General features: G+C 38.0%; 9 protein-coding genes. 2 read left to right on the forward strand and 7 right to left on the reverse strand.

Annotation, left to right across the window (positions count from 1 at the left end; all coding sequences use genetic code 11):
- A partial coding sequence (locus ACP6PL_RS24355; protein WP_426547908.1) for a hypothetical protein occupies positions 1–190 on the forward strand: 190 nt, incomplete at its 5' end.
- Positions 191–357: 167 nt separating this feature from the next.
- Here ACP6PL_RS24355 and ACP6PL_RS24360 read toward each other — a convergent pair.
- The 3 genes from ACP6PL_RS24360 to ACP6PL_RS24370 form a co-directional block, all read right to left on the reverse strand.
- Positions 358–1,665, reverse strand: a complete 1,308-nt coding sequence (locus ACP6PL_RS24360) for an endonuclease/exonuclease/phosphatase family protein (protein ID WP_426547910.1) — start codon at positions 1,663–1,665, stop codon at positions 358–360.
- Between the two features lie 96 nt (positions 1,666–1,761).
- Positions 1,762–2,724 (reverse strand): endonuclease/exonuclease/phosphatase family protein, encoded by a 963-nt coding sequence (locus tag ACP6PL_RS24365; RefSeq protein ID WP_426547912.1) that lies wholly within the window; start codon positions 2,722–2,724, stop codon positions 1,762–1,764.
- Between the two features lie 95 nt (positions 2,725–2,819).
- A complete protein-coding gene (locus ACP6PL_RS24370) occupies positions 2,820–4,229 on the reverse strand; it encodes an MFS transporter (protein WP_426547913.1) in 1,410 nt (469 codons plus the stop codon).
- Between the two features lie 729 nt (positions 4,230–4,958).
- Between ACP6PL_RS24370 and ppsA the strand changes: the two genes are divergently transcribed.
- Positions 4,959–7,412 carry a phosphoenolpyruvate synthase gene (ppsA, locus tag ACP6PL_RS24375; protein WP_426547915.1) on the forward strand — a complete coding sequence of 818 codons (2,454 nt, stop codon included), beginning with the start codon at positions 4,959–4,961 and terminating at the stop codon, positions 7,410–7,412.
- A 681-nt stretch (positions 7,413–8,093) separates the two neighbouring features.
- On the opposite strand, the gene ACP6PL_RS24380 is transcribed toward ppsA, so the two are convergent.
- The 4 genes from ACP6PL_RS24380 to ACP6PL_RS24395 form a co-directional block, all read right to left on the reverse strand.
- Positions 8,094–11,600 (reverse strand): tetratricopeptide repeat protein, encoded by a 3,507-nt coding sequence (locus ACP6PL_RS24380; protein WP_426547917.1) that lies wholly within the window; start codon positions 11,598–11,600, stop codon positions 8,094–8,096.
- 95 nt (positions 11,601–11,695) lie between these two features.
- On the reverse strand, positions 11,696–12,289 hold the full coding sequence (locus ACP6PL_RS24385; protein ID WP_426547918.1) for a hypothetical protein: 594 nt from the start codon (positions 12,287–12,289) through the stop codon (positions 11,696–11,698).
- Positions 12,290–12,483: 194 nt separating this feature from the next.
- A complete protein-coding gene (locus tag ACP6PL_RS24390) occupies positions 12,484–15,711 on the reverse strand; it encodes a CHAT domain-containing protein (RefSeq protein WP_426547919.1) in 3,228 nt (1,075 codons plus the stop codon).
- Between the two features lie 553 nt (positions 15,712–16,264).
- On the reverse strand, positions 16,265–19,051 hold a 2,787-nt coding region (locus ACP6PL_RS24395), incomplete at its 5' end, for a CHAT domain-containing protein (RefSeq protein ID WP_426547920.1).

The following is a 19,051-nucleotide window of genomic DNA, read 5'->3' on the forward strand; positions in this document are numbered from 1 at the left end:
ATCAACCAAGAGAGCGGTCGTTTGCGGAGCATTCCGAAGGATGGGATGGCGAGGTCTCCGTTCCCTCCGGGACGCTACGCGAACGGCATATCCAATCGACCAAGAGAGCGATCGGAAAGCGGAGCAGTCCGTTAGGATGGGATGGCGAGGTTTCCTCGGCATATCCAATCGACCAAGAGAAAAGAAATGATATTTCCCAATCTTCAATTCCGTAACGGTTTTAACCAGAGGTAATTATCAATTATCCATTATCAATTATCAATTAATGAAAGTTGCCATGTTGCCAAATTACTGCATCTTTTCGTAGCGGAATTGTCGGTTTTTCTCCTATATGAGCATAAATTTACCTATAAATATTTAACTAGATTCAGCTTTTTGAGAAATAGCCACATCTGTAATTAATGGTAAATGATCGGAACCTACATTTTCACCAATACGACTATTTAAAACTTGAAATTCAGGACTTACTAAACAATGGTCAATAGGAATATAAAATAGTGGCAAATTTGTAGGCCAAGATGGTTGAATACCAAACCCGTTTCGCCCATTTCTTAATCCTGTTTTCTGAACAAACTTATGATAATAAGGCGACCATATACTGGTGTTAAAATCCCCAACTACTATTACCGGAGATTGAAGTTTTGAGACATAATCTGCTAAGACTGCGAATTCTTGATTTCGCACCTGAAAACTAACTCTTGTAATAGGAATTGCCAGATGAGTTACGATTAAGAAAATAGGTTTTCCAGGAACTTTTAACTGAGTAACTAGAGCTGTTCTTTGATAAGACTTAGATATAATTTTTATATTTTGGTTTTCTAGGGGAATTTTACTGTAAATTGATTTGCCAAATAAGCGTTTGCCAAATAAGCGTTTATTGTGGTGATGAAAAACATAAGGATAACTCTGGCGTAAAACCTTTAATTCTTCCGCCCATTTTTCACTAACTTCTTGGAAAACTGCGATATCGGGATTTTCTTTTTTAACTAAAGCGATCGCTCGATTATATTGCTGATTATTAATAAACAGATTTAACTGTAAAATTCTAATTTTATTTACCTCATCTCCAACAATTATTTGTGATGATGGTAAATACCAAGGAACTATCACCAATAAGTTCAACAAAATGCAGCCTAAACTCACAAAAGTCCATAATTTTTTGCGAGTTATTATCCAGAAAAATAGGGTGCAGCAAGCAATTATCAAATATTGCAATTTGAAATGAGAAGTTAGTTCAAATATTTGGTGAAATTGTCCTAGATAACCCGTTAGAGAAAATATAGTAGTAAAAATTGTGATGAGGAGAAAACCACGGCGCGGGATTTTTCTCAAATTAATTCCCTTGTGAATAGGATGATGGAGAATTGACCATTTTAGCTGTATTTTTAAAGGTAGAGAAATTGGCAATTTATCAATTTCATTTATTAACTTTTCTGCTGACTCTGACTGGAATCGTTTTTGATAATATCGTAGAAGTAAACCATCAATAAATACTTCACTAAAATAGTAAGCAGCTAATCCTAAAAATATTACTATTAAGACAGTTACATAAGCGCCAAAAAATATATTTAGCTTGAGAAAAGCTCTCCCAATACCACTTTTCATCATCCATAGATATAATCCTGGTATTCCTAAAGTAATAATTTTCTTGATTATTTCATCCATCAGTTTTCTATCTTGTTTTTAATTTTGCCTGCTGTTAACTGATAACAGGAATGATATTTTTCAGTAATTTATGAGCATAAACTTACCTATAAATATTTAACTAAATTCAGCTTTTTGAGAAATAGCAACATCTGTAATTAATGGTAAATGATCCGAACCTACATTTTTACCAATACGACTATTTAAAACTTGAAATTCAGAACTTAGTAAACAATGGTCAATAGGCATATAAAATAGTGGCAAAAATGTTGGCCAAGATGGTTGAATACCAAACCCATGTCGCCCATTTATTAATCCTGTTTTCTCAACAAATTGTTGATAATAAGGCGACCATAAACTGGTATTAAAATCTCCAACTACTATTACCGGAGATTGAAGTTTTGAGACATAATCTGCTAAGACTGCAAATTCTTGATTTCGCTCCTGAAAACTAACTTTTGTAATAGGAATTGCCAGATGAGTTACGATTAAGAAAATAGGTTTTCCAGGAACTTTTAACTGAGTAACTAGAGCTGTTCTTTGATAAGACTTAGATATAATTTTTATATTTTGGTTTTCTAGGGGAATTTTACTGTAAATTGATTTGCCAAATTTGCGTTTGCCAAATATGCGGTTATCTTGGTTATAAAAAACATAAGGATAACTCTGGCGTAAAATCTTTAATTCTTCCGCCCATTTTTCACTAACTTCTTGGAAAACTGCGATATCAGGATTTTCTTTTTTAACTAAAGCGATCGCTCTATCATATTGCTGATTTCTGTTAAACAAATTTAACTGTAAAATTCTAATTTTATTTACCTCGTCTCCAGCAATTATTTGTGATGATGGTAAATACCAAGGAACTATCACCAATAAATTCAGCAAAATGCAGCCTAAACTCACAAAAGTCCATAATTTTTTGCGAGTTATTATCCAGAAAAATAGGGTGCAGCAAGCAATTATCAAATATTGCAATTTGAAATGAGAAGTTAGTTCAAATATTTGGTGAAATTGTCCTAGATAACTTACTAGGGAAAATATAGCAGTGAAAATTGTGATTAGGATAAAAATAGGCCGCATAATTTTTATAAAATTAAATAGACTTCTTGCAGAAGTCAGGGAATAGGAAATAGGGAGATGAAATTGTTTATTTCATATTCAACTTAGACATTTATTCAACTCTCACCTATTTCTTGTTTTCTCTCCCGCAACTTCAACAATATTTCGTCATGTACTTCCTGGGTAATAGGATATAAATAAGCCAACAATAATCCAACTATTAAAAATATAGTAGGTAAAGGACCGATCGCCACCCGAACCGCTAAAAGTGCTGACTCTGGTTGAATAGGTGGAGCTTCCCCAGGAATAGTTTCAATAAATCCAGCAATATCTAAAGCTATTCCTACCAAAAACAAACCAATAGCTAATCCTACCTTTTGCAAAAAAACCATGAAAGAATAAAAAATCCCTTCCCTTCTTTGGCCTGTATTTAATTCATCTAAATCAATAACATCTGGTATCATTGACCAAGGAACTAAATAAGCAGTTGATACTCCAAAACCTGCTATTACTGCCAAAAAATACATTAAACCAACTTGTCCTGGTTGGATGAAAAATAATCCACCTTGAGCAATTATCCATAAACAAACACCCATAAAATAAACTGCTTTTTTACCTATCTTTTTACTAATAAAACTCCAGACAAATAACATGATTAAAGCAGTACCTTGAACAGCGATCGCCACATTGGGAAAACTCGCTGTTGGTAGCTGCATCCAGTCAACTACAAAGTAAGGCAAAATTGAAGCTGTTAATTGTACTCCCAACCAAGAACACAGATAAATTCCGATGACAAATAAAAACGGACCATTACTAAAAGCTATACGAATTTGTTCAACAATTGGTAAATTAGTATTATTATCTTCTTCCTGTTCTGTCTGATGAGAAAGTGTGCGTTCGCGAGTACCAAAAAAACACCAATATATAGGTAAAACAGCAATTATGGCACAGACTATACCTAACACTAAATATTGTTGAATAGGATTATCTTTGAAAATAGAAAAAATTTGTTGAGCAATAACCAAAGAAAGAATACTACCACCAATAGAAAATGCAAACCTAAAACTATTTAAACTTGTACGTTCATTGTAATCTTGTGTTAGTTCTGGAGTTAGAGCAGCGTAGGGCAAATTAACAATAGTATAAGCAAGATTAAACAAAACAGCAATTACCACATAATACCAAAATAAAACTGATGGATTGGTAGCAGGAACTATCCACTGTAAAAAAAATAAAAGACCAAAAGGAAGAGCACCAAAAATCATCCAAGGATAACGTCTACCCCAAGGATGAACAGTGCGATCGCTCATTACTCCAATTATTGGGTCATTAACAGCATCAGAAATTTTCCCAATCATCAAAATACTACCTGCTAAACTAGCAGGTAAACCAGCAACATTAGTAAAGAAATATAGCAAGAAAAATACTTGAACATTAGCACAAATAGCTGGACCTAAATCTCCAGCACCATAAGCTAATTTTGTCCAAAAGTTAAGTTTTTCAGTTTGAATAGAATGATTATTCATTATTTATTAATTAAAATACAGTATAAATAATAAGTTCGGCTCAAAGCCCGATCAATAATATTTAAGAACTAGCAGTAGGAGAAAAAATAGTTCCTATTATCTACTTTTTTCTTTTTTTGCTTCATGTACCTCCGTAAATTTACACCTCTCCTAATTTTTACAGATATATTTAGTTATTATTATACTATTTATCCTGGTAAAATCCCACAAAGAAATTTCAATTTATTGGGTAACTATAGTTTAGATTACAAAAAAGGTGTCAACCATCGTTTTGTTTCCCACTATATTTTGTTGATTCTCCAATTGATTCTAGCTTTCAGTAATTTTTTACCTCAGATTAGTCACAACAAAAACCCCTTTTTTCACATTTTTAGATTGCTTAACTTTTTGTAATAAGTACCTCTAAGTTACTCCTGACCTTATTTTTTTACTTTTGGTAACTAAGGCGTATATCTGAGAAAAGTTGTCGCTTTCCTGAATAATAATTAATATATAAATAGGACAAAAAAACTTTTAATAAAATAATTTTGATAAAAAATATGGATTATAAAAAGCGAAAAAATAACTAATAATTATTAGGGATCAATATTATTTTGATTAATTACAATTAACAAAAAGGGTCTAAAAAACAAAAAAAATGTAGGTTTGCCTGAAACACAAAATTGTGACAAAAATTATCTCAAAGCTGTACCGCGATGAAACAGCTTAATTGTAGGAGAAATTAAAGCAATGACAAACGTATTAGCAATTCAACAAAGGACTGCCTCTGCTAAAGAAAAATCTTTAATATTATGGTTTGATGAAGTTGGAATTAATGACATCCCATTAGTAGGAGGTAAAAACGCTTCCCTGGGGGAAATGATCCAACAACTTACCCCCAAAGGTATCAACATTCCTAACGGTTTTGCCACCACTGCTTATGCTTACCGTTACTTCATCGAAACAGCAGGTTTAGAGACAAAACTGCGCCAACTATTCGCTGACCTTGACGTTGAAGATATCAAAAATTTGCAACAACAGGGTAAAAAAGCGCGGGCATTAATAATGAATACACCCTTTCCACCAGAACTAGAACGAGCGATCGCCATCAGCTACGAAACCCTATGCTACCTCTACGGTGAAGAAACAGACGTTGCGGTGCGTTCCAGTGCGACGGCTGAAGATCTGCCCGATGCTAGTTTTGCCGGGCAACAAGAAACATACCTTAATATTCACGGAATTAAAAGTGTACTCAAAGCAGCACATAAATGTTTTGCCTCAATATTCACAGACCGTGCCATATCCTACCGTACTATCAAAGGTTTTGACCACTTTGATGTTGCCCTCTCAGTTGGCATTCAAAAAATGATCCGTTCTGACTTAGCTACTTCCGGCGTAATGTTTTCCATCGACACTGAAACTGGGTTTAAAAATGCCGCCCTAGTTACAGCAGCTTACGGTTTAGGGGAAAATGTCGTCCAAGGTGCAGTAAACCCTGACGAATACCTAGTATTTAAACCAACGCTTCGGGAAGGTTTCCGTACTATTCTCAACAAACGCCTCGGCACCAAAGCTGTCAAAATGGTTTACGATGGCGGTAACTCTACGAAAAACGTACCTGTGCCAGAACGAAAGCAACAACAGTTTGCCCTGACTGATGATGAAATTCTGCAACTTGCCCAGTGGGCAATAATGATTGAAGACCACTATTCACAGGTGCGCGGTAGTTACACCCCCATGGATATTGAGTGGGCAAAAGATGGCTTAACTGATAGTTTATATATAGTACAAGCTCGACCAGAAACAGTACAATCTCAAAAATCTAGTAATATGCTGCATACTTATCACTTGCAGAAGAAGGGAAAAGTATTAGTAACAGGTCGTGCTGTAGGGCAAGCTATTAACAAAGGTAATGTGCGCGTGATTCTGGATACAGATAAAATTGACCAGTTTCAACCAGGGGAGGTGTTAGTAACTAACAAAACTGACCCAGACTGGGAACCTATTATGAAAAAAGCTAGTGCCATAGTTACTAACCAAGGTGGTCGTACTTGTCATGCTGCTATTATTGCGCGGGAGATGGGTATTCCGGCTATTGTCGGTTGTGAAAATGCAACTGAACTATTGGAGGATGGTCAAGCGGTTACTGTCTCCTGCGCTGAAGGAGAAGTGGGTATGGTTTATGAAGGTTTGCTCCAGTTTGAGGATGTAGAAACAGTATTGGAGGATCTACCCGAAACTCGCACCCGCATTTTGATGAATGTGGGCAACCCAGAGGAAGCTTTTCGGTTATCGGCAATTCCTGCTGATGGTGTGGGTTTAGCACGGTTGGAATTTGTGATTGCTAATCATATAGGAGTGCATCCTTTGGCATTGCTGAATTTTGACGAAGTAGCGGATGAGGTGGAAAAGGCAAAAATTGCTGAATTAACCTTGGGATATGAACGTAAGGCAGATTTCTTTATTGATCGCCTAGCTTATGGTATGGGAGCAATCGCTGCTGCTTTTTATCCGAAACCCGTCATTGTGCGAATGAGTGATTTTAAGAGTAATGAATATGCTAACTTATTGGGTGGAAAACAGTTTGAACCAGATGAAGAAAACCCAATGATTGGTTGGCGTGGTGCATCTCGTTATTATCATCCTAAATATCAGTCAGCTTTCGGTTTAGAATGTCTGGCACTGAAGCGAGTAAGAGATGAAATGGGATTAGCAAATGTGATTCCGATGATTCCATTTTGTCGCACACCCCAGGAAGGGGAGAAGGTATTAGCCGAGATGGCTAAGTATGGTTTGGAAAGGGGTAAGAATGGTTTGCAGGTTTATGTGATGTGTGAGTTACCCAGTAATGTGATTTTGGTGGAACAGTTTGCTCAGGTCTTTGATGGGTTTTCTATTGGGTCAAATGATTTGACTCAGTTGGTATTGGGTTTAGATCGAGATTCAGCATTGGTGGCAGATGTTTTTGATGAACGCCATGATGCTGTCCGCCGGATGATCCAAATTGCGATTACTATTGCTCACGAATGCGGGCGTAAGATTGGCATTTGTGGTCAGGCACCAAGCGACTATCCTGAGTTTGCCCAAATGTTGGTAGAATTGGGAATTGATTCGATTAGTTTGAATCCTGATTCTGTTTTGAAGACTCGGTTTGAGGTAGCGAAATTAGAAGTTAGAAGTCAGAAGTCAGAAGTCAGAAGTTAGAATTCAGATATTGTCATTGTGAGGCGACAGTAAACAAGTTAAACCTTTGGGAAAATCGTTAATACTAGCCGAAGCAATCTCTATTTCAGGAGATTGCCACGGGGGCATAACGACAAAACCAATAACCATTATCTTTCCCATCCCCCCTCGCAATGACGATTACCAGCTTAACCAGACTTGGATACAGGTACATTTGCAACATCCACTAACGTTATTGCGAGGCGAAGGTAAACAAGTTAAACTTTTGGGAAAACCGTTAATGCTAGCCGAAGCAATCTCTATTTCAGGAGATTGCCACGGGGGGTATAATGGCAAAACCAAGAACTTAATTCTTTCCCATCCCCCCTCGCAATGACAAGTTGCTATTGATCGCACAATAGGTTAAAACATCTATAAAAAATGCTCAAACTTACTCAGGAATTACTTCTAAATTCTAAATTCTCCATTCTAAATTCAGAAATTGTCATTGCGAGGCGACGGTAAACAAGTTAAACTTTTGGGAAAATCGTTAATGCTAGCCGAAGCAATCTCTGTTTCAGAAGATTGCCACGGGGGGTAGAACGGGCAAACCAAGGACTTAATTCTTTACCACCCCCCTCGCAATGACAAGTTGCTGTTTATAGAACTACAAAAAAGTTTTAGGGCATCGTTAGTCAGAGATTACTTCTGAATTCTCAATTCTCAATTCTCAATTCCCATCTCTCGCCAATCTCCAGACGGAATAAACGACGCCCAATAATAAGGATGCTTATACCCCTCCGTTCTCAACATCTCTAACTGCGTCTGTCGCATTGCTTCGGAACGCCCCTCGTTATTCAATACCCGTTGATAATATTTCACCATTAACTCCTTAGTACCAAAATCATCCACCTTCCACAAACTAATTACCTGACTTTCACTACCCGCAATAGCTAACGCCCGACGCAAACCATAAACTCCTTCTCCTACATTCACATCTCCCACTCCCGTCTCACAAGCAGATAATACTACTAACTTTGTACCCCCTAATTTCAAGTTAGCAATTTCTAATGCAGTCATTACTCCATCTTCATTACCGCTTTGACGAGGATTAAACCCTGCTAAAGCAATACCCGAACGTAACAGTGGATTTTCTAAATTTTGGGGAATAGGTTGGGCGATGGGAGTAGAAAAATCAGGTTCTACTATCAAACCACGGCTTAAAGTAGGTGGTATAACTTCTTCTAAATCTTCAAGAAAGAAGCCGTGGGTAGCAATATGGAGTATTTCCGGTGCATTGACTTGTTTAATAGCATTTTCTGTCGCATTAGACTCAGTTAACAGAGTCACATCTGATAACATTGGTGCAATAGCTTCTGCTTCTGCTTTAGTTCCTGGTAATGCTGCCATTTTCAGACTAGCTAAGTTTATAGGTCGTTTATTGTTGCTGCGGTTGTTACTGGCGACAATTTGAGTAGAAGTGGGATTTCCTGGGTTGTCATATTCGGGGTTGGCAACTAATACTGGTGGTTGTTTGCTGGGCAAGTCGAGGTCAAATCGGATTAAGTCGCGTCCGGTGGTAAGGTAGGTGATGGTATAGTTTTCGATGAGGTATTGGTTTTTTTGATCCACGAGAGCAGCAAAGGGAATGAGATTGAGTTTAGAGTCTGGGGAGAGGAGGATATGTTTGGCGCTACCTAATTTTTTGCGGATGGGTTCCATCACCTGTTTGTCTAAGGTACGGGCAATTTGTTTGGGAGATGTGTCTGGTCTGGATAAGGTATAGCGAAATTCGGCTACTGCTTTGTCGATGGGTTCTGCTTCTCCTAAGTCTACCCATTGAGGCGTCCCTCTAGAATGGAGGATGTAGGCTGCATAGTGGTTTCTTCCTACGCGACCAGAAATACGGTCTACCCAGTAACTCGAATTACGGTTATTTTTGTGTTTGGCATTCCAATGTCTATACTTGACTATTTCCACCAATGCTGTATTAGGTGGAATTAACTTTTGTATTTTTTCAATAGTTATTGGTTGAGAAGTTTTACTGAATGCTGCACTAGCGCGGGAGAGTCCATCCTCTAGCTCTTCTGCTCTATCTCTAAGGGTAGAAACTTGTAAGTGATATTGTACCAGCGGAACTTCTGGTTGATTGTAGATTAAGGCAGCTAGTTGGCTGCGAGTATTAGCAAGGTTGTCGAGGAGTTTTTGATTTTTTGGGGTGAGGTTTTGACGGATGCTGTGGAGGGAATCAGTCGTAGACTCAAGAATGCGACCTTTGCGCCGGAGAATACTGGTGAGAGCAAGATTAGCTACTTTTCGATTATTAGGAGTTTCTTGGAGATGTAAAGATATTATGTTATTAGTTATGCTTGAAAATTTTCTCATATATTTTTGTTTGTCTGTTTCCGAACCTTTAGCGAGAGAAGTAGTAAGGTTGGCTTCTTCGACTTCCATTCCATGAGTAAGAAATTCAATGGCACGAGCTGTATTATCTTGAGCTTGGTAGAGTGTTGCTAAATTATTCAGGATAGTAGCGACATCAGGATGTTTGGCTCCCAAGGCTTTTTCTTTGATAGCCAAAGCTCGCTGCCAAGGGACTTCACTTTCACTATATTTTCCTTGATTATAGTAGAATGTTGCCAAATAATTGAGGTTATTAGCAACTTGGAGATGGTTAGCCCCTAAGGCTTTCTCTACAATAGCTAAGTTACGTTTAAAAAGTGCTTCAGCTTCTGTGTATTTTTTTCGGTGATAAAGGTTTCTTGCAGAGGTATTAAATTGAGTAACCAAAGAAACATTATTAGAACTACGTTCTTTATCATAGATAACTAAAGCACGTTTGTAGAATGGTACGGCTTTGTTGTACTTTTCTTGTCTGTCATAGAAACTTGCCAAACTCATAAGAGGGTTGACTACATGAGGATGATTAATACCATATTTTTTCTCATAGATAACTAAGGTGCGTTTATAAAGTTTTTCAGCTTCATTATACTTTTTTTGTCTCCCATATAAAGATGCCAAGTCTCCAATGATTTTAGCGCAGCGGATATCGTTAGCACCATATACTTTTTCATAGATGGCTAAAGCACGTTGGTAAAGTAGCTCGACTGCGTTATCGTTATACTTTTTTTGTCTCCTATATAAATATGCCAAGTTTCTAATCCTAGCAAAGGGGATGGGGATATCGTTAGTACCATATACTTTTTCATAGATGGCTAAAGCAAGTTGGTAAAGTGGTTCGGCTTCGCTGGACTTGCCTCGATCGCGATACACTTCTGCAAGTTTATATAGGCTATCTGCCACATCAGGATGGTCAGTACCCAAAGTTTTCTCTTTAATAGCCAAATCTTGTTGCAATTCTTTCTCTGTGATAGTTAAGGCATTTTGGCGAAGAGATTCAGATGCCTCTTGTGTATTCCTTCCATCTTGCTGACGGTATATTTCTGCCAAGTGATTTAGGATATTTGCTACCGAGGGATGGTCAGCACCTAAAGCTTCCTCTGTGATAGCCAATTCCCACCGTAAAAGTGCTTCAGGAGGTTTTGTTCTGCCTTTCATTCCAGAGTTGGCAAAGGCTAAGAATCCGAGATTGGTATACTCGGTATCCACACTATCCTCAGCACCAATAACTAAAGCACGTTGGAAAAAAGGTTTGGCTTCAGCGAGCCTTCCTTGAGAATAGAATAAAACTCCCAAGTATTTAAGGCTTTCTCCTACTTTGGGATGGTCAGTACCTAGGGCTTTTTCTCTGATACCCAAGGCACGCCGATGCAAGGTTTCGGCTTCGGTGTATTTTCCCAGGTTACCGTATGTTGCTGCCAAATATTGGAGAGTTTCTGCTACTTCAGGATGGTCAGCCCCCAAAGTTTTCTCTCTGATAACCAAGGCACGCTCCAAAAAGGGTTCTGCTTCCTTGAAATTTCCTAGGAGGTAAGAGTGTAATTTACCTAAAAAATGAAGAACTTCGGCAGTATCAGTGGTTTCAGAAGCACCAGCATTTTCTAAAATGACCAAAGCACGTTCTGCTAAAGAAATAGCCTCATTATTCCATGGTGACAAATGTTTTGCCTGTTCAAGAAGCTGCTTTGCTTTGTGAACTTCCCCAGACTGTTGCGCTACCATAGCAGGCTTAATTTCCCCAATTCCTGGTTTCGCCATCCCCACTGTTAACCCACAGATACTAATAAATGTTGCTCCACACACCAGAGAATATTTAATTATTGCTTTCATAAAATTAACTCTTAAAATTAGTATTGCTCAATTATATCTCTGGACAACCAAGTAGTCATGCAATTTCCGAAAGCTTCTTCTGGTTAATTTTTTGATTATTCCTGAGTTTCCTTCTCAAAAGATAAAGGAGCTTTCTGCTGTTGTTTATTCATCCAGTTTAATATCGAAACTAACTTTGCTCTAATTCCTCTATAAAGCTTACCGCATAGATGAGCAATCGGAATCAAAGCAAACATAAATAATATTCCAATTAACTCTATAATGAAACTCCAAAATAAAGTCTTAAGATTATCTTCTTCTATATCCAGTAGAGTTGTATTGGTATTCTCTAGAAAATCATTAATTTGACTCACTCTCTCCTTTTTATCTCCTATCCATGAAGTTCTAATACCAAATGGAATCTTATCCTTTTGAGTTTCCAGCATGATCTTATAGTATGTTGTAGATCCTCCTTGGTCGTCGTACACAATATCTTTGTCCAGTATTGCTCTTTTCAATTCACCAGGTTTGAAAGTTTCTTCTACTTCTCCATAAAGTTTTGTTCTAGTTAACTGACAATATCTTTCCCCCGGTAAAGATTGTTCACATTGAAGATGTATTTTGAAATCGCCGAAAAATATTGTGTTTAGTAAGCAAAATGCAATAAAGATAACAAACAGAATACCTGCCAATGAAGAATTGCGAGCCATGATTTAACTCCTAAACTTGTAGACCTTCAGTTATATCTCTGAGCAACTCACAAGTTTTATGAAATTTACTTGCGGTTAGTCAATTATATTTCTGGACAAGCGATCGCTTATGCAAGGCCACATTTAAGTCAGAAGGCAGAAGTTTTGTAGTCACCATAAGTGAAGATCCCTACTTTTAACTTTTGACTTAAAATTCACTCAGCTTCACCAATAAGGGTAAAAGCTGCCCAATTTCTCGGATGTTGATGAGACTTCATTGTTTTCAACATCGCCTGTCGTAACGCCTCCGCTTTATTCCCACTTTTCTCCCACTCCTGATAAAATTCGGTCATCAATTCAGCAGTGGGAGCATCGGGTACTGACCACAGAGAAACTATAACACTGGGAACTCCAGCAGTTACTAAGGAACGAGATAACCCTATGACTCCATCCCCGGTAATATCTCCCCTACCTGTATCGCAAGCACTCAATACCACTAATTCTGCATTCAGTTTCATATTGAATATTTCTCTGGAAGTTAATAAACCATTGTCGTTACCTGACGGCGCAAGAGCTATTGCACCTGGTATATCTTTGACTCCCGACTCTTCTGGAATGCCGTATTCTAGTAAACCGTGAGTGGCAAAATGAATTACCCGAGCGTTTGCTAACTGTTGCGCAATAGTTTTTTTAGTAGCTGCACTGCCAATAAGTGGTTGTGTTTTCAGTATTTTGGCGATTTTAATAGCTTCGGTTTCTGCTCCTGGTAAGGATGATAACTGTTCTGGTGGTTTGCCTATTTCTGTGGTAATATTTGGCATTGTGGGATTGCCTACTACTAATATATCTTTGCCGGAAACTGCTTGGCGTTTTTCGTGGGTGAGTTGCAAAACTTGAATTGATGGAGCAGTTAAAATAGTATGTTTTTCGATTAAGTATTTACCGTTTTTGTCTACTAACGCTGGGAAAGGAACAGAGAATAAACTATTTTGAGGAATAAATATTAGTTTTTGTTGAGGGTCAGTTGGTAATAAGTCGGCGATAGGTTCAATTAATAATTGATGGAGTTGTTTGAGGTGAGATTGACTATCAGGTAATGGTTCATAGGAGACTTCTAAACCTCTACCTCTTACTCCTAGAGATTGACGGGTTGTTGTTACTAATTGTGTGAGATTTAGACTGTTATTTTTTAGGGGTTGACTGCGGAATATAATTTTTCCTTGGGGGTTAATTACCCAGATATAAATTTCTTTATTAGATACGAGGGAATATTCGACAATTGTGGCGTTTTGTTGTTGGGCTATTTGTTGTATTTGGGCTAGTTTTGGTGGTTCAATAATTTCTTGATTTTCTGGATTAATATTTTGTGCTAATAACTCTACAAAAGCTCTGGCTCTTCCCTGTTCGGCAACTTCTAAAGCTGCATCATTTTTATTTTGAGCAATCAACAGTTTTTGCAAAAATCCATAAGCTCCTAAAAATGTATCAAAAAAAGATATTTTAAACCCATCATTATTTCCTAATCTCCGTCTAACCGATTCTTTTAATTTAATTCCTTCCCGAATTTTTGCTTCTGCTTGAGAAAGATTACCCGCATCAGCAAAAACTACTCCCATATTTAAGAGAATCTCCCATTTATCTTGTTCATAAGTTGGTGATTTTACTTCCCAAGCTTGTTGATAATATTTGATTGCTTCTTGATAGTTTGATTGAGCATGATAAACTGCACCTAAACCGCGAAATGCCATAGGTGAACCAGTGTCAAATGGATAAGATTTATTCGCATTTTGATAAGCAGAAATGGCTCGTTCATAATCACCTGTTAAATAGTAAGCTTGACCCAGACGACTCAGACTTCGCGAAATTAACAAACTATCTTTTATTTGTTCGCCAGCTTGCCAGCTTTGTTGATAAGATTCAATAGCTTTTTGATAGTTTTTTTGTTGTAAATACATATCTCCAACAAATATAAGACGTTGAGCTATAATCTGAGGATTATTAGTTTTTTGTACGGTTGATAAACTACGCTGATAAAATCTTAAACTTGATTCGTTATCCCCTAGAGACTGATAAACAATAGCAATTTGGTAGAGTAAATCGCTAACTTGTTCTAAATTTTGATTATTCTCGGCAATTTTTAAAGCTTGCTGATAATAATCTATTGCTTCGGCAAATTTTCCTGCACCATAAGAAAGCATTCCTAATCTCTTCAGTGTACTTAAATTTTCCTTGTCTGGGTTATCAGTTGCTTGGGATTTTTGCAAAATTTGTTGATATTTTTCATAAGAATTTGCTAAACTAGCATCTTCTACTCCAAACATGAACAAAAGTTGATAGGTTGAACCTAATTTATTTAATATTGATACTTCTAATTCTTGATTGTTATTTTGTTTGGCAATCGTTAAAGCTTGTTCTAGATATTCAATCCCCTGACCATATTCTGGATGAATTTCACCAGTCTGTGAAAACCAATAAGTTTGACCTAAATTAGCCAAAATTTGAGCTTCTAAATTTGAGTCTTTAATTTGACGAGCAAGTGCTAAACTTTCTTGCAAATATTCTCTAGCTTCTGGATAACCTTTTTTTTCTGTTTGAATTAAGGTAATATAAAGATTTCCTAATATCTCTAATCCTACAGCTTCGCGACGAATTTTCTCTACCCCTGTATCAGTATTTAATTGTTTAGATAACTCTAAGTATTGTTTCCAATAATCTATGGATTGGTGATACTGTTGGCTCTGCATAGATATCATACTAAGAGCATATAAAATATCTTTGGCTACAGCCGGATTAATTTTTTGTTGAGTTTCCAGCAGTTTTTTTAATTGGGCAACAAAAGCCTTTATTTCTTCAGTATTACCTTGAATAACAATCTCTTCCGTAATCTTTTTTCCGACTCGCCCTAAGTTATCTAAAACTAGGCTTTGAGTTGGTAAATCACCAATTTCTTGAGAAATAATCAAGCTTTTTTTGTAGAAAGTAAAAGCTCTTTTATCCTCTCCCATTGCTTCATAACTCCAACCTAAATTATTTAATAACCATGCTGTCATTTTCTGGTTATTAATTTCCTCAGCAATAGTTAAAGCGTTTTCAAAATAATCAACTGCTGCTTGATAGTTTTGCTGTACATGAGCAATTTGACCCAAACTATTTATGGCATCTATTTTACCAAGGCGATCGCTAATAGATTGATAAATTTTTAAGGATTGTTGAATTAGTTTTTTGGCAGCTTCTAGTTCACCCTTTTTAGCTAATTCAGTTGCTTGTTGTTTTAATTGTTGAGCTTGATATTTACTCTGCTCTACATTTTGAGCTAATACCTTGGTTGTAATTTTAAAAGGCGATAAATTGGTACTTGTTTCTACAAAAATTATGCCTATTAAGGCAGTAAAAAATATCAAAAATAATCTTTTAAATCCCATGATTTTCTTGATTTTCATCATTAAACCTCCATAAAAAAAACTATGAAATGATGGTGCATAGTAATAATGTGGTAGATGAATTATTATACCACTTTGAAAAAAGAATGCTACGAAAAGGTGGCTCTTGATCGGATGTGCTGAAAAATAGCTGCTCCAATTCATTTTAGATAGTTATATCTATCGTTTTCCCTTTTTTTTTGAATGTTTATCCCTTCTTGCTTCTTGCTTCTTCCTTCTTCCTTATTTCTACCATTTGTAGCAAACATTTATAAAATTGGTATTAATTCTTTCCTAAGCTATACTAATCCCAAATGATTTATCAGAAAAAACTGTAGGGGTTGGGTTGCTAAATCCCATTTCGGTTTGGTTTGGAGAGCAAGCGTCTAGGCTAAAATTGTGGGTCAAAAACCTAACCCCCCAACCCCCTTCTCTATGAGGGAAGGGGGAGAATATTTCCTCCCTCTCCTTGCAGGAGAGGGGTTGGGGGAGAGGTCTTCTAGATTACTCGCTCTTTACCCACATTTTTAAGCTAGACACGCTAATAGTTTAAGGAATTACTTCTAAATTCTCAATTCTAAATTCCCATCTCCCGCCAATCTCCCGAAGGAATAAACGACGCCCAATAAAACGGATGCTCATACCCCTCCGTTCTCAACATCTCTAACTGCGTCTGTCGCATTGCTTCGGAACGCCCCTCGTTATTCAATACCCGTTGATAATATTTCACCATTAACTCCTTAGTACCAAAATCATCCACCTTCCACAAACTAATCACCTGACTTTCACTACCTGCTAGAGATAACGCCCGACGCAAACCATAAACTCCTTCTCCGACATTTATATCTCCTACTCCCGTATCGCAAGCAGATAATACTACTAACTTTGTACCACCTAAACTTAAATTAGCAATTTCTAAGGCTGTCATTACTCCATCTTCATCACCGCTTTGACGAGGATTAAATCCTGCTAAAGCAATACCAGAACGTAACAATGGATTTTCTAATTTTTCTGGTGCAACTCGAACCCTGGGTGCATTAAAATCAGGTTCGACAATTAAACCACCCCTGTCGAATAAGTTAGATGGTGCAACTTCTTCTAAATCTTCCAGAAAAAAACCGTGGGTAGCAATATGCAGTATTTCTGGAGCATTGACTTGTTTAATCGCATTTTCTGTAGCATTCGACTCGGTTAACAGAGTCACACCTGATAACATTGGTGCAATAGCTTCTGCTTCTGCTTTTGTTCCTTGTAATGCTCCAAAAGTTAAGTTTTCAGGAGCAAATAAAATACTGCCTAAATCTCTAGTAGGTTTTTTGTGACTACGCTTATTATTAGCAACAAGTCGAACAGAAGTGGGATTTCCTGGGGTGTCGTATTCGGGGTTGGCAACTAATACAGGTGATTGTTTGGTGGGGAAGTCAATTTCTAGTTTGATTAAGTCGCGTCCGGTGGTGAGGTAGGTAATATTATAGTTTTGGATTAAATATTGGTTGTTTTCATCGACTAAAGTAGCAAAGGGAATGAGGTTAAGTTGGGAGTCTGGGGATAAGAGGATGTGTTTGGCGTTGTCTAACTTTTGGCGGATGGGTTCCATTACTTGTTGGTCTAAGGTACGGGCAACTTCTTGGATGGAACTATTTGGTTGTGATAATTGAGCGCGAAATTCGGTGATGGTTTTGTGGATGGGTGCTACAGATCCTAAGTCTAGCCATTGTGGTGCGCCTGTTGAGTGGAGAATATAAGCTGCGTAGTGGGGTTGTTTCCATTTATTAGCTTTGGCATCGTAAGGGTAATATTGCATAATTTCCACCAATGCTGCATCGGCAGGAATTAACTTTTGTACTGTTTCAATAGTTACTGGTTTAGTGGTCTGAGCAAATGCTGCACTAGCAAGAGAAAGGTCAGCTTCTAATTTCTCTGCTTTGCCTTTGAGGATAGCTACTTGTTGGCGATATTGTTGGAGTGGCAGATTTTCTGGTTTGTTGTAGATGAGGGCAGCTAGTTGGCTGCGAGTGCTTGCCAAGTTATCGAGGAGTTTTTGGTTTTCTGGGGTGAGGTTGTCGCGGATGGTTTGCAGGGAGTTGATGGTAGAGTCGAGAATGCGACCTTTGCGCCGGAATATGGTGGTGAGGGCGAGGTTTGCTGCTTCTTGGTTTGTAGGTGCGTCTTGGAGATGTAGGGATATTGTGATGTAAGTTGAACCTAAAAGCTTTCTCATAGAGGCTTGTTTTTGGCTTTCCGAACCCGTGGCGAGGTAAGTAGTGAGGGTGGTTTCTTCTACTTCCATTCCCTGGGTGAGATATTCAATGGCACTAGTTGTGTTGCTTTGGGCAAGGTACAGTGCTGCCAGGTTAAGTAGGCTTTGGGCAACGTATGGATGGTCAGCTCCTAATGCTTTCTCTCTGATTCTCAGAGACCTTTGGTGTAGAGATAAGGCTTCTGTGTACTTCCCTTGGTCATGGTACAGTTCTGCTAAGTTGTTGAGACTCGTAGCAACGTTTGGATGGTCAGTTCCTAATGTCTTCTCTCTGATTGCCAGAGACCTTTGATGTAGAGAGAAGGCTTCTTTATAGTTGCCTTGAGTATGGTACAGGTCTGCTAGGTTGTTGAGGCTCGTAGCAACGTTTGGATGGTCAGCTCCTAATACTTTCTCTGTGATTGCCAGAGACCTTTGGTATAGGGGTAAGGCTTCTGTGTACTTCCTTTGGTCATGGTACAGTTCTGCCAGGTTATTGAGGCTCATAGCAACGTTTGGATGGTCAGCTCCTAATGCTTTCTCCAACATTGCCAGAGACCTTTGGTATAGGGGTAAGGCTTCTGTGTACTTCCCTTGGTCACGGTATAGTTCTGCCAAGTTGTTGAGGTTGGTGGCGACCAAAGGATGGTCAGCTCCTAATGTTTTCTCCAATATTGCCAGAGACCTTTGGTATAGAGGTAAGGCTTCTGTGTACTTCCCTTGACCTTGGTAGAGTCCTGCCAGATTGTTGAGGCTGATGGCAACTTCTGGATGGTCAACTCCTAATGCTTTTTCTTGGATTACCAGAGACCTTTGTAACAGAGGTAAAGCTTCTGTATACTTACCTTTCCTAAGGTACAGTTCTGCCAGATTGTTAAGACTTTGAGCAACGTCTCGATGGTCAGCTCCTAATGCTTTCTCCAACATTGCCAGAGACCTTTGGTATAGGGGTAATGCTTCCGTGTACTTCCCTTGGTCAGAGTACAAATTTGCCAGATTGTTGAGGCTGTTGGCAACCTCTGGATGGCCTGCTCCTAATGCCTTCTCTCTGATTGCCAGAGACCTTTGGAATAGGGGTAATGCTTCCGTGTACTTCCCTTGGTCAGAGTACAAATTTGCCAGATT

The organism is Dapis purpurea BLCC-M126, assembly GCF_050015975.1.
In the GTDB taxonomy this organism is placed as follows: domain Bacteria; phylum Cyanobacteriota; class Cyanobacteriia; order Cyanobacteriales; family Microcoleaceae; genus Trichodesmium.

Bases quoted from the DNA above. Each gene is read 5' to 3' on its own strand.
- ACP6PL_RS24360 (WP_426547910.1), bottom strand. From the start codon at position 1,665: ATGGATGAAATAATCAAGAAAATTATTACTTTAGGAATACCAGGATTA.
- ACP6PL_RS24365 (WP_426547912.1), bottom strand. From the start codon at position 2,724: ATGCGGCCTATTTTTATCCTAATCACAATTTTCACTGCTATATTTTCC.
- ACP6PL_RS24370 (WP_426547913.1), bottom strand. From the start codon at position 4,229: ATGAATAATCATTCTATTCAAACTGAAAAACTTAACTTTTGGACAAAA.
- ppsA (WP_426547915.1), top strand. From the start codon at position 4,959: ATGACAAACGTATTAGCAATTCAACAAAGGACTGCCTCTGCTAAAGAA.
- ACP6PL_RS24380 (WP_426547917.1), bottom strand. From the start codon at position 11,600: ATGAAAGCAATAATTAAATATTCTCTGGTGTGTGGAGCAACATTTATT.
- ACP6PL_RS24385 (WP_426547918.1), bottom strand. From the start codon at position 12,289: ATGGCTCGCAATTCTTCATTGGCAGGTATTCTGTTTGTTATCTTTATT.
- ACP6PL_RS24390 (WP_426547919.1), bottom strand. From the start codon at position 15,711: ATGATGAAAATCAAGAAAATCATGGGATTTAAAAGATTATTTTTGATA.